Raw genomic sequence first — 13,888 nt, 5'->3', positions numbered from 1 at the left:
GACAATTGTTGACGCAACTAAATCAGCAAGGCCAAAAGTAAACAATAAGAATTAACTTGCCGGAATTGAATGTTTTCAGACGTTTAAAAGCGTGAATTAATACCTTGTAAGCAAGCGCCGCGCTCCCATAATCGCGCTCCTCAGTTTTCATTTGGTCACAAATGAAGCTGCGGCATGACAACTGTGAGGGAGCGTAAAAGCGATGAATCGGCACTTGCACCGCGTGGTCTTCAACGCGGCCAGAGGGATGCGCATGGTGGTCCAGGAAACGGCCGCCAGCACTGGGAAAGGCGCTAGCAGGGCGACGACCGCCGCAGGTGCTGCCGCCCTCGCAGGCGTGCTGATCGCAGGAGCCGCACACGCCCAGATCGTCGGTGCCCCGAACGTCCCCGGTAACCTTCGCCCGACCGTGCTGACAGCACCCAATGGCGTGCCGCTGGTCAACATCCAGACGCCTTCCGCCGCGGGTGTCTCGCGCAACGTCTACAACCAGTTCAGCGTCGGTTCGAACGGCGCCATCCTGAACAACAGCCGGGTGAACGTGCAGACCCAGCTGGGTGGGTTCGTTCAGGGCAACCCAAATCTGGCCACGGGCCCGGCGCGCATCATCCTCAACGAGGTCAACGGCGGAACGCCCAGCCAGCTTCGCGGTTACATCGAAGTGGGCGGCCAGCGCGCGGAAGTGATCATCGCGAACCCGGCGGGCATCAGCGTCGACGGCGGTGGCTTCATCAATGCCAGCCGTGCCACGCTCACTACTGGTACGCCGCAGTTCAACGCCGTCGGCGGCCTCGACAGTTTCCTGGTTCGTGGCGGAACCATCACTATCGACGGCGCGGGCCTCGATGCCAGCAAGACCGACTACGCGGCCATCCTTGCGCGTGCAGTGCAGGCCAACGCGGCGATCTATGCCACGGACCTCAAGGTTGTGACTGGCGCGAACCAGATCAACGCCGACCATACGCAGGTCACGCCTACGGCGGGCACCGGCGCCGCACCGACCTTCGCACTCGACGTGGCCGCGCTCGGCGGCATGTACGCCGGAAAGATCGTGCTCGTGGGTACAGAGCAAGGCCTGGGTGTACGCAACGCCGGGAACATCGGCGCGAGCGCCGGCAGCCTCATCGTCACCGCCTCCGGCCGCCTGGAGAACACCGGCACGCTCGAAGGCCGGAGCGTGCAGCTTGCCAGCACTGGCAGCGATATCGTGAACCAGGGCACGATCCGCCAGACCGGCATGACGTCGTTGTCGCTCTCGGCACCGACGATCAGCAACACACAGGGTGGGTGGATCGGCAGCGAGCCGCCGCCTCCGCCTACATCGACTCCAGCAACGGGCAACAGTGACGGCGGCAACTCTGGCGCAGGCACCGCCGCGGGCACGGGATCAAGCGGCTCGACAGGCACTACGACGTCGACGGGCGGAACGGCCCCTGGCGGCGCGTCAGCGCCTGCCGCAACGCCGATCGAACCGGGCATCATCAACGCTGCGGGCGCGTTCCGCAACGACGGCGGCAAGCTCTACGCAGGCGGCCCGATCACGCTGCAGACGGCGAATCTGCTGAACAATGGCGGAACCCTGAGCGTGGCGAGTCTGGCACTCAGCCAGCCCACCTTTTCCAACCGGGGCGGGACCATCAATGTGTCCGGGGCCTTCTTGGCCAATCTCGGCAGTTTCGACAACTCGTCGGGAACGCTGCGCACCGGCAGCTTGGACATCACCACCTCCGGCGACCTGAACAACCAGGACGGCGTGCTGACCAGCGACAGCAATGCAAACTTCACCATCGGCGGTTCGGTCAACAACCTGCGCGGCAACGTTTCGGCTGCAGGGGCGCTTGCAGCCAGCGTCACCGGCGCCACCGTCAATACGTCCGGCACCCTGGCCTCCAATCAAGGCCTGACGCTCCACACCGGCTCGCTGGAAAACACAAAGGGCAGCATTCAATCGGCCCAGGCCGGCGTGCGGATCACGTCGACAGGCCAACTTGTCAATGGCGGCGGTGGTTCGATCAAAGCGGCCACCGACCTGGGAGTCCAGGCGGGAATATTCATGAACGCCGGCACGTTGCGCGGCGAGAACGATGTCAGCGTGGCCGTCGCCGGCACGCTCGTCAATGACGGCAACATCACATCCGCTCGCCACGCAACGATCACGGCCGCGAGCATGCAGAGCAGCAAATCGAGCGTGCTCGGTGCCGGCATCAAGGGCGACGGCACGCTGGGCAGTGCTGGCGATCTGCGCGTTGCCTCCACCGGTGCGCTGGTTGCCAAGGGCACCCATCTTGCCGCAGGCAATGCGACGCTCCAGGGTGCAAGTGTCGATCTGTCGGCCAGCAAGACCAACGGTGGCAACGTGGTCATCACATCCATACAGGGCGATGTCAATACCAACAGTGCGACGGTCACAACTCCCGGCACGTTGAGCATCGCGGCAGCCAGTGCGTTGTCGAACATCGGAGGCACACTGGGCTCCAACAGTGGCACCCTTGTCAATGCCGCGAGCTTGAACAACGCATCCGGAACGATTGCCGCGGTGTCAGGAGACCTTCACGTCACGACCACCGGTGCGACTGACAACACCTCAGGCAGTCTGCTGGCTTCTGGCGCAGTCGTGCTTGGGAACGGCGGCCTGACCAACACGGACGGCAAAGCCAGTGGTAGCAGTCTTGCCGTCGACACGCACGGCGGTGCGGTAGTGAACACGCGAGGCACTCTGAACGCAAGCGGCACGGCTGACGTGAGTTCCGGCGCGATCTCGAATGATGCGGGTCTGATCCAGTCAGGCGGCGCGATGGCCATCGACACGCATGGCGGCGCATTGGGCAATACGAATGCCGCAGGCTACGCGAAGGGCCTGGGCGGCATCGTCAGCGGCGACACCATCACGCTGAAGACCGGTGACGTCAATAACACGGCCGGCCTCATCGGCTCGAAGAATGCGCTGAGCGCCAACACCGGAGAATTCGTCAACGGCAAGTTCGTCAACAGCGATGCAGGGGTGGTGCTGAGTCAATCGACGCTTTCCATCGACACCCACGGGGCCACCTACGACAACCGCGCAGGCCAGACGCTGGCAGCGAGTGACCTTCTGATTGATGCAGGCGCCGGCGACCTCCAGAACACGGGCGGTCTGATACGGTCGGGCGCCAAGACCACGGTGCGCGCCGCAAGCCTCGACAACACTGCCACCTCCGGTGTCGACCAAGGCATTGAAGGTCAGAACGTTGCCATTACGGCAGCGACTGTCAAGAACACGACCGGCGCTGTCCGCGCCGATGTGAACACCATTCTGACGAGTACGGCTCTGGTGGAGAACGGTACCGGTGGCCTGATCTCTGCAGGCGATACCGTCAGCGTCGTCGATCCCAATGCCGTAAATCTCGTCACGAAGACGCTGAACGTGTCCAACTCCGGCGGCACCATGCTCGCTGGCAAGACTCTCAGTGTGGATGCGGCGTCACTCTCCAACACCGGCAAGTTGCTCTCCCGTAGCGATATGCGCCTCAGCCTGACAAAGGACACTGCGTTTGAGCTTGGCAGCGAGACCATCGCCAACCGTGATCTGAGCGTCACCACCAGTGCAAACATCTCTAACAGCGGCCGGATCGCCGCGGGTAGGGGTCTGTCGCTGTCGGCGGCCAACATCGACAACGCCGCGACAGGCGACATCCAGGGCACCACTACTCGCCTGAGTGCCAACGGCACCGTGACCAACCGGGGTGTGATCGACGGCATCGTGACCCGCATAGATGCCAGTACGCTCAAGAACATCGGCACGGGCCGCATCTACGGCGATCAGGTCTCCATTGCGGTCGACACGCTCAACAATCGGGCCGAGACCGTCAATGGTCCCTCGGGGGCCACTACCAGCGCCGCCACCATTGCCGCGCGAGTGCGTTTGGACATCGGCGTAGGCACTCTCAACAACGAGGACGGCGCCCTCATCTTCAGCGACGGCAAGCTTTCCATCGGTCGCAGCCTTGATGCGCTCGGCCGTGCCACCGGGACGGCAACCAGCGTCAACAACCGTGCCGCGACCATCGAGGCTACCGGCGACGTCGCCATCAAGACCACCACGCTCGACAATACCAACGGCGGTGTCACCTGGACCCTGCAGCCGGGCGAGAGCAAGCAGGTCGTTGAGTACACCCTCCCGGGCAGCGGCACGCGCTATAAGGCCGAAGATGTGCTCATCAGCTTCGGGGGCCTCCAGCAGTTCCCCGACACCGGCTGGAACGCATGGACCGCCGCGAGCGCAGCAAATCCCCTGACGGCTGGCAGCAATCCCTATGCGCGATTGCTGGTGCCTTCGCCGGACTACCCGCTGGCCCAGTTCCGCGCCTACTACATGCAGAGCCCGGCCAGCAGCCAGGACCGGAGCTATCAGACGTGCGGCGGCGGCGAAGGCACCGCCTGCGACACTACCAACGTGGCGGGCGCCTGGTACTCGCGCACCGACCCGATCTGGGCGACTTTCGGCGTCACGGCGCCCGGCGTCGATCTCCCCATGGATTTCATTGGCCGGAAGTATCCGGACATGACCGTGGGCCAGGCTGGCGTCATGGTCCGCGATGAAACCAACCACGACCAGTGGATTCCCTTCGACCACCCGGTCACCCAGGCCGAGTACGACCAGTGGCAGGACTACCGCCAGGCCCACGCCGCGCTGGACAAGGCCACGCTGAAATTCATCCACACCATCGCCGGGTATGTCGCGCTCACCGGCACCGAGTACGAGCCCGGACGCATGGCGTCGACCTACGACGCCTACGTCTACACCGTCACCACGTCCACGCCGGTCCTGCAAAGCTCCGCGCCGGGCAAGATCATCGCGGGCGGCGCGATGAACATCGCGGTGGGCAGCGGCGTCAACGACATGAGCCAGATCCTGGCCGGCGGCGCGCTGACGGTCGCGGGCGGCACCATCGTCAACAAGGGGCTGACCGTCGACGCCCCCACCGTGCAGACCGGCACGGTTTCGCACAGCTACGTTGAAGCACACTCCGGCGACGATGTGCGCGTCGACCAGATCGCGCCATACAACCTGACGACCAACTCCACGGTCACGCTGGCCGCAGCTCGCCAGGAGGGCAATGTCGCGGTTGCCGTGAGCAAGCCGGGTACGGGGGCCTTGTCGGTGGGGCAGACCGGAACGGGTCCCCAAGCGGCTGGCGGTGTTGCTGGCAGCGCCATCGTCAACCCCATCATTCAGGTGCCGGCGAACAGTGGCCCTGGCAACACGACGGGCACCTCCGGCGCCACGATCGTTCGCACCAGCGTACCGAACGTCTCGGTCCCCAGTGCGAGCCTGTTCAGGACGCTGGCCGATCCGTCGAGCCGCTACCTGATCGAAACCGATCCCCGGTTCGCCAACTACCGCAACTGGCTGTCCAGCGACTACCTGCTCAACAACCTCGGACTCGATCCGAGCACCACTCTCAAGCGGCTAGGCGACGGCTTCTACGAGGAGCGCCTGATCCGCGAGCAAGTTGCTCAGTTGACCGGCTACCGCTACCTGGATGGGTTCACCAGCGACGACGCCCAGTACGCGGCCCTCATGAACGCCGGGGCCGCATTCGCGCAGCAGTACGGACTGCGCGTGGGCGTGGCGCTGACGGCCGCGCAGATGGCGCAGCTCACGAGCGACATCGTCTGGCTGGTCGAGCAGACGGTGACCTTGCCCGACGGCAGCACGCAGCGCGTGCTGGTGCCGCAGGTCTATGTGCGCGTGAAGCCGGGGGACATCGATGGTTCCGGCGCGGTGCTCTCAGGCGGCAGTGTGGATATGCGCTTCTCGGGCGATCTGACGAACTCGGGAGGCACGATTGCAGGCCGTCACGCGGTCTCACTTTCGGCGGAAAACATCAACAACCTCGCGGGGCGTATCACCGGCGAGGATGTCACGGTGTCCGCCAGGACCGATATCAATGTCATCGGCGCGCAGATCGATGCGAGCAAGAGCCTGACAGCCATCGCGGGGCGCGACATCAACGTCGTGACGACCACCCGCGATTCGAAGAGCGACACGGGGCCGCTGGCGCGTTCGAGCGCCGACAGCGGTGTGAACCTCAGCGCCACGACGCTGGACCGGGTGGCGGGGCTGTACGTCACGAACCCGGGGGGAAGTCTCAACGTTGTAGCGGTGCGCGACGCCAATCTGATCGGCGCCGAGATCAAGAGCGCGGGAGATGCAACGATCGTTGCGGGGCGTGACGTGAATCTGGGTACCGTGACGACCAGTCGCACGGATGACATTCGCTGGAGTTCCGACAACACGCGCAAGGATGAGACAAGCAAGGTAGTCGGAACCACGATCAGTGGCGCGGGCAATGTGGGTATCGGCGCCGGACGCAATCTCACGGCGGTGGCAGGAAACCTGAGCGCTGGCGGGACGCTGAGTTTGAGCGCAGGCGACAAGCTCAGCTTGATCGCGGGGGAGAACTCGGCTTCAGCCTCCACGACGGATGCGCAGAAAGATGGCCTGAGTCATTCCAGCTCGAACGCCGACAGCCAGGAGACCACACTCGCGCGCACCACGCTCACGGGCAAGGACGTCCAGCTCAAGAGCGGTGGCGACATGACGCTCAGCGCCATCGAAGCAAATGCGGACAACCTGAACATCGACGCGGGCGGCAAGCTCAATTTGCTCACCCAGAAGACGACCAGCGCCTTCAGCGGCTCGGAAACCGATGGCGATGGCGCCTGGGTCTCGGCCAAGAGCGCGGGCCACACGGACGAGACCAGCCAGTACAACCTGTTCAATGCACTGAACACGAGCATCAAGGCCGGTGGCGGGGTGACGGCGCAACTGGGGCAGAACGCCAGTCTTTCCGAACTGGCCAAGCAGCCCGGCATGGCATGGGTGAATCAGCTCACTTCCGATCCGGCTCTTGCCAACAGCATCGAGTGGCAGCGGGTGCAGGAGGAACACAAGAAGTGGGCCCAGAGCCAAACCAGCATGGGGCCTGTGGCGGCAGCTATCGTGAGTGTGGTGGTGGGGGTGGCGACCGCAGGAGCCGGCTCCGCAGCAGTCGGGACCGCCGGTACAGCCACGACCACCGGGACCGGCATCGCAGGGGCAATGGGACTGTCGGCAACGACGACCACCATTGCTTCGGCAGCGATGCAGGCCGGTATCACCGCGATTGCAAGCCAGGCGACGGTCTCCTTCGTCAACAACGACGGCGACCTCGGCAAGGTCTTCAAGGAGCTGGGCAGCAGCCAGAGCGTCAAGAACATCCTCACTGCCATGGTTACGGCCGGTGCCATCGAAGGATTGAGCGTCGAGGGTGTACTGCCGGACAACCTCCGGACGGCAACGAATGGCAAGGCGCTCTTCACCGACCAGTTGCAGCGCCAGTTAATCAATGGCACAGCAAGCGCGGTGGTGCGCAGTGCAATCAACGGCACGAGCTTGGAGAACGAACTAGGTACCGCCATCGCGACTGCGCTTCTGAACACCGTCGCGGCGCAAGGAGCCAACGAGATTGGGAATTTGCGGGTCAACGACACCCTGAATGTGTATGGTCAGCAGGTCGCGCACGCCATTCTTGGCTGTTTGGTGGGCGCTGGCCGAGCTTCAGCAGGTGCTGGTGGCAGCAGCGGTGACGGATGTGCGGCAGGGGCCATCGGTGCAGTCGTGGGCGAACTGACGGCCACCGCATTCAATCCCACGGGCGATCCCAGGCTGGCCGAGCAGACGCTCCAGGCGGCAACAGTGATGAGCAGCGTCGTTGGAGCGTTGGTAGGCGGTAGCCCAAGCTCGATCTATATCGCAGCGGCTGCGGGCGCCAACTCGGCCGAGAACAACTTCCTGATGCATGGCCAAGTGCTAGCCATGAAGGGTGATTTTGCTGAGTGCGCGAACAAGCCTGGCGGTTGCTCTGAGAGCGATATGCGGGCCATTACACAGAAGTACCTGGGGCTTTCGAGCGCAAACATCGACGCGGTGCAAAAGTGCATCGCTGCGGGCGATGCGGCCTGTGTGAAAGCGCTCGAATCGAAGGCAGCAACCGCTGCCGAAGTGGATGCCGCGATCCCTGTGGGATATGGGGATATTTCCAGGGTGCTCCAGGGGCGGCAGAACAACGTCAACGACTACAGCTCCGTAAAGGGCGCGCAGAGCTTGTTTGGCACGGATGTTCAGCAGGCACAGGAGGTCGCGGTTTTCAGGCAAGAGTACTGCGTCGGGATGTCGGCTTCTGCCTGCGATGGAGCGGTCGATCAGGCCATCAAGGAACGGGCAAAGCGCGTGGGAATCTTGATGGCGACTGGCGCCGTCACAGCGGCAGGGGTGTCGAAGATTGCCAGCCTGAGAGCGCCCACCACCACGACAGTCAAGGCACCAACGACACCAACGACACCAACGACCACCGGTGTCGTCGATGATCTTCCACCAGGATTCTCGCGGGGCTCCGGTGGAAATGGCGCCGTCATTGGCAACATCGACCCTGTAACGGGCGAATTCGTACCAACAGGTACTACGATAAAAGGGCCGACCAATCCTGTGGTTAGCACCGAACCGCCACAAATCGGATCAATTGGTCGACCCGCACTCAATGGAGGGAATGGCACGCCTTCCGCACCTACCATTGTCCGAGGGAATATGAGTGCGAGCGAGCTCGCACAAGCCTCGCTTTGGACAACGGCTGCCAATGGCTCTGGATGGGAAGGTGTTCGTGCAACCATTCCTGGCGAATCCATAAATGGGATCGTTCACACCGGGACAGACTATCCAGCAATCGATGGCACTTTGATTCTTGCTGACGGCAGCAAGGTCCCAGTAAGCCTGAAAGGAGGCGCAGGTCGATTGGGAAGTCCCAATGCCGTGCTTACCCAGGTTGGTAGTACGGTGGATACTGGCCTTAAATACAACATGAATGGAATTACTGTGGCGGTGGATGCCCCCTTGCTGAACTCCCAGTCCATGATTGATTTCACTCAAAATGGAACAAAGGCTACCACCTTGTTGTCGAGAGGTTCTGTAAATCAGATCATCGTCAATACCAGCGATGGATTTGTAACCATTACACTTGACTCTAATGGCAAGGCAGCCGCCAGTGCAGGTTTGCCAAGTACCTGGAAAAAGCAATGAGCACCTCCTTGAATATTTATCCATTTCGTGAGATCGAAATTTCGAAAATCTCCCATTGCATTGCCGCGTACTTCAAAAAATTAAGTGGATACTCTGGCACCTCCATTGCGATCTCCGTTCATAATGAGTTGGGCGATGGAAAATACAGGTGGGCCGTTGATGAGGATTTTTTTCGCGACAAGGCTGGAGTCTGGTACGGGGTTTGGGAAAATTCTTTTTTAAAACAGTCTATAAATTTGTCAATAATGGACTCAAGCTATTTCTTTTCCGAAGAACAAGAGCGGCCTCCAGTGGTTTCGGTTCCCGATATTAGAATGAAAAACTCGGCGACAACCTTGCTGCAGTTGTCAACAGCCCTCGGAGTGGCTGCCGCGATGAGCGATAAAGATATTTTTCACTCTGGAGAATTCAACTGGTTTCTTGGTGGGTTTCCGGGCAACTCTGATCTGGGTGATTTCTCATTTTCATTGCAACTAGCTGATCGACTGCCAGATGCGGAAGCCGTAGATATTGGAGAGGTTGGCGTCGATTCATTCTTTAGGCGCCATCCTATATATTGAAACCTTCTGGATTGCGTAAGGAGGTGAATTAGAAAATAAACAGGGGGAAATTTTGCAAGTAAATTCGCACGCTGTGCTGGCCGCAGCGCTGCTGGGCAGTCATCTATCTGTGCAAGCCCAAGTGCCGAGCACACCACAGCCCTTTGTCGAGCAGCAACGCCAGCAAGAACGCGAACGCGCTTTGCGTGAGCAGAATGAGCGCACCGTCGATCAGCGTCCACAAGCTGCACCGCCAGTGCCCGCGCAGCGCATCCCCGAATCCGAGTCCCCGTGCTTCCGCATTAACCGTGTGTTGCTGGTCGGCGAGCAGTCCGAACCCTTCCAGTGGGCCGTTGCTGATCTGTCTGGCCCCGAAGGCAACGATTCTCCGGTCGGCCGATGCCTCGGCACGGCCGGCGTCAACGTCGTGCTCGCTCGTGCGCAGCAAGCTGTCATCGCACGCGGCTTCGTCACCACCCGTGTATTAGCCGCGCCGCAAGACTTGTCGACCCGCACGCTGACCCTCTCGTTGGTGCCAGGCCGTATCGCGGCGATTCGGACGACGTCCGATTCTTCATCCACGCTGCTCGGCAGTTCCGCCTTGCTGGCCACGGCCGTTCCCGCGCGCCCAGGTGATCTCCTGAACCTGCGCGACATCGAACAAGGCCTAGAGAACCTCAAGCGCGCCCCCACCGCCGAAGCCGACATCCAGATCGAGCCTTCAACAGCCCCCAACGCCAAGCCCGGCGACAGCGACCTCGTCGTCAAGTACGTTCAATCAAAGAAGTGGCGAGTCACCCTCAGCCTAGACGACAGCGGCACCGAAGCCACCGGCCGCTATCAGGCCGGCGCAACCCTGTCCCTGGACAACCCCTTCGGCCTGAACGACCTGTTCTACGTTAGCGCCAACCACAACATCAACAACCACGTCTTCGGCGACCCGGCCAAGGGCACCGAAGGCCAGACCGTCCACTACTCACTGCCTTATGGCTACTGGCTGCTGGGCCTCACGGCCTCGAACAGTCAGTACCACCAGAGCGTGGCCGGCCTGAACCAGGATTACGTCTACGCCGGCAAGACCAACAACGCCGAGGTCAAGCTCTCGCGCCTCGTCTACCGCGACCAGAGCCGAAAGACCACCGTGGCAATCAAGGGCTGGCGCCGCGAGTCGCGCAACTTCGTCGACGACACCGAGGTCGAGGTCCAGCACCGCGTGGTCGGTGGCTGGGAGCTCAGCCTCAATCACAAGGAGTACATCGGTGAGGCGACGCTCGAAGGCACGCTGGCCTACAAGCGCGGCACCGGCGGCTTCGGCTCGCGCACCGCGCCGGAAGAGGAGTTCGGCGAAGGCACCTCGCGGCTGAAGCTCTACACCGCCGACATCAGCCTCAACGCGCCGTTCAAGCTCGGCGAGCAGAAGATGCGCTACTCCGGCCTGATCCGCGCCCAATGGAACCGCACGCCGCTGACGCCTCAGGATCGTTTCGCCATCGGCGGACGCTATACGGTGCGTGGCTTCGATGGCGAGACGAGCCTGATGGGCGAGCGCGGCTGGCTCATCCGAAACGACATCGGATGGGCCGTGGGTCAAAGCGGGGCGGAGTTGTACGTCGGTGCCGACTATGGCCACGTGGGTGGCCGCTCGACGGTCGACCTGCTCGGCCGCAGCCTGGCCGGGGCCGTCATCGGCATGCGCGGCCAGTGGAGCAAGCTGAGCTACGACTTCTTCGTTGGCGCGCCGATCAGCAAGCCAGAGGGCTATCGCACTGCTAAGGTCACGCTGGGCTTCAATCTCAATGCAAGCTTCTGAATCACATCGCAACAGATCAACTGCTCAGTATTCAGGGAGAAAACTCATGTCCACGAAGATGGTTGCAACGCTGGTCGCAGCAGTTGCATTGACTGCCTGTGTCGCTCCAACGCAATACCGGGAGGCCGGGGCAGGAGGAAACAACTTCGGCTATGCAAGCAGCAAGTTATCCGACCAGCTGTATCGGGTGCGCTTCACGGGTTCGTCACGCACGCCCTTGCGATGGGCCGATGCGTTCGTGCTCTATCGCACCGCGCAGATCGCGAAAGAGGCTGGCGCGCCAGCGTTCAAGATCGTCGAAGGCTCGGTCGACACCACGGTTCTTGCAGGCGACGATGTTTTTGGGCAGATGAGCCCGTTGGCTGATGTTGAAGTCAGTCAGGTGGCGCCGTATCCGCAGCGCGAAGGCGACCAGATCGTTGCAGCCCATGACCCCCACATGCAGCGAACCGCAGGTGCGGTGCCCATGTTCCGGGCGCCGCCGGCGCCGACGATGGTGAAGAGCCAGGCACCCTTGTTCATCTACATCCCGTCCAGTGGCCCGGGGCCTGCGCAGCCGGTGCGCTCGATACTCGTCGAGTTGCGATCCGATCCCAAGAACATGGATGCGCAGACATTCGTCACCGAAGAAGTACTCAGTCGCCTGGGCCGCGGATCAAACATGCGGAGATGTCGGTGAAGATGACTCGCGCGTCGCAATCTTCCTCGGCCTTTTGAACCTTGATCGCAAGATGAGTTCGCCTGCAGTCGTTCGACCGTCAAGACCTAGCGCGAGAACGACTCAACAGCCACTGGAATCCCCGGCGCCTCCCACCGATAGGCATCCCCCAGCACATCCCGCTCCGGCTTCTGCCCATTCCACCGGACATTGAGCAGGTCCATCAGGGTCCACCCCGCCCAGTCCGCCCGAAACGGCTGCAGCGCCGCATCCCGCGGCAGCGGCTGCCGGTTGCGCCACACCACGGCGGGAATGCGGTAGCCCGATGCGGTCGACGGACTATGTCCCGCGCGGTCGCTCACGTGGCCGACCTCCTGTCCGTGGTCCGACAGATACATCCACGCGCGGTACTCGCCCGGCTTACCGGGAGCGCGCGTCTGCTGCAGCAGCTCCGACACCACGAAGTCGTGATACAGCAGCGCCGCGTCGTATTCCTGCCTGAAGCGCCGCACCCAGGCCGAGCGGCCGTCCTTCACCAGGCCGTTCTCCACCGCATCGACGTTGTCGTCGAAAGGGTTGGCGTTCGCGGGAAAGCGCAGGCTGTAGTGCGGGTGCGCGCCCATCAGGTGGACGACGATGAGCTTGCGATCGGTGCTGGTGTCCGCCATTGCTTCCTGCACGCAGTCGAGGATCTCGCCGTCCAGCGACGCGCTGGCACGGCCGGGGGTGCGGTTGACCATGTCGACCACGTCGGCGAGGCGTGCGTGCTGCTGTTCGATGGCGAGGTCGTCGTGGTTGCTGATCCACCAGACCTTGTAGCCGGCGGCGCGTGCGAGTGCCAGCACGTGCGGCGGGTTCTCTGCGTCGGGCAGGCCGAAGTGGAACATGTTGCGCAGCGCGGGCAGGGTGCTGGCGTCCACCGACCATGCGTTCTTCAGCACCGCCATCTGGTCGCCGGTCTGGGCCTTGTGCGCGAGCAGGCGCGGCGTGGTCGGGCGGCCGTAGCCGTAGAGGGCCATGTTGTCGCGGTTGATGCTGTCGGTGATGACCAGCACCACGGTGGAGGGGCCCGACTGCGTCATGGCGGGCGCGATGGCCTTGGCCTGCGCCATCAGGCGGTCGCGCTGCTTCTGCTGGTCGGCCCAGGCGGAGCGCAGCGCATGGAGGGAATCGACCCACTGGGTCCAGAAGATCGCCGGATGCAGCCTGCGCCAGGGCTTGCTGGCATAGGCCACGCAAGAGAGCAGGAGCAGCAGCGCGACGAGGGCCACCATCCATCGCGAAGGCCGAGCCGACGGCGCCGCGCCCGCCGCGGCACCGCGCCGCGCGAACATGCCCACGAGCACGCCCGCCACCACCAGCACCGCACCCCACACGGCGGCAGAGCGCCAGTGCATCCACAGGTATTCGGCGCCTTCGCGTGCGTTGGTGTTGGCCGCGGCGCCGAGCACCATCGTGCCGTCTGGTGCGGCCTGGTAGGTGTCGAGCAGGTAGGCGCGCACCGCGCCGTCGATCGCGAAGCCCATCGCCCAGAGCCACACGAGCGCGGTGCGCACGTGCCGCATGCGGGCGCTGCGCAAGGGCCATGCGAGCCACAGCACCATCGGCAGGGCGAGCACCGCGAGTTGCGCAATGCGGCGGCCGTCGTGGCCCAGCGCGATGAGGGCCAGGAGCGTGGCTCCGACCACGCCGCAGGCGAGCAGCGCGTTGCGCGACGGGGAGATTTCGTTGGTTGAAGTGGTCAAGCAGGCAGCGCAACAGATCGGAAGCGGGCGAATTCTGCC

At 62.9% G+C, this 13,888-nt stretch carries 5 protein-coding genes; 4 read left to right on the top strand and 1 reads right to left on the bottom strand.

What is annotated here, in order from left to right:
* Positions 1 to 223 precede the first annotated feature (223 nt).
* The 4 genes from ACHMXA_RS22525 to ACHMXA_RS22510 all read left to right on the top strand — a co-directional run bounded on the left by ACHMXA_RS22525 (position 224) and on the right by ACHMXA_RS22510 (position 12,125).
* Complete coding sequence (locus ACHMXA_RS22525) at positions 224 to 9,097, top strand: filamentous hemagglutinin N-terminal domain-containing protein (RefSeq protein ID WP_395321353.1); 8,874 nt, start codon at positions 224 to 226, stop codon at positions 9,095 to 9,097.
* Positions 9,094 to 9,657, top strand: a complete 564-nt coding sequence (locus ACHMXA_RS22520) for a hypothetical protein (RefSeq protein WP_176668221.1) — start codon at positions 9,094 to 9,096, stop codon at positions 9,655 to 9,657. The genes ACHMXA_RS22525 and ACHMXA_RS22520 overlap by 4 nt, the downstream gene beginning before the upstream one ends.
* 73 nt (positions 9,658 to 9,730) lie before the next feature.
* Positions 9,731 to 11,446 (top strand): ShlB/FhaC/HecB family hemolysin secretion/activation protein, encoded by a 1,716-nt coding sequence (locus ACHMXA_RS22515; RefSeq protein WP_176668222.1) that lies wholly within the window; start codon positions 9,731 to 9,733, stop codon positions 11,444 to 11,446.
* A gap of 46 nt (positions 11,447 to 11,492) precedes the next feature.
* Positions 11,493 to 12,125 (top strand): CC0125/CC1285 family lipoprotein, encoded by a 633-nt coding sequence (locus ACHMXA_RS22510; protein ID WP_395316388.1) that lies wholly within the window; start codon positions 11,493 to 11,495, stop codon positions 12,123 to 12,125.
* 86 nt (positions 12,126 to 12,211) lie between these two features.
* Here ACHMXA_RS22510 and ACHMXA_RS22505 read toward each other — a convergent pair whose 3' ends face one another.
* On the bottom strand, positions 12,212 to 13,849 hold the full coding sequence (locus ACHMXA_RS22505) for a phosphoethanolamine transferase (RefSeq protein ID WP_176668224.1): 1,638 nt from the start codon (positions 13,847 to 13,849) through the stop codon (positions 12,212 to 12,214).
* Positions 13,850 to 13,888: the final 39 nt, after the last annotated feature.

Origin of the sequence: Variovorax sp. UC74_104 (assembly GCF_044055375.1) — a bacterium.
Taxonomy (GTDB): domain Bacteria; phylum Pseudomonadota; class Gammaproteobacteria; order Burkholderiales; family Burkholderiaceae_C; genus Variovorax.
This window is presented reverse-complemented; position numbering and strand designations above follow the sequence as displayed.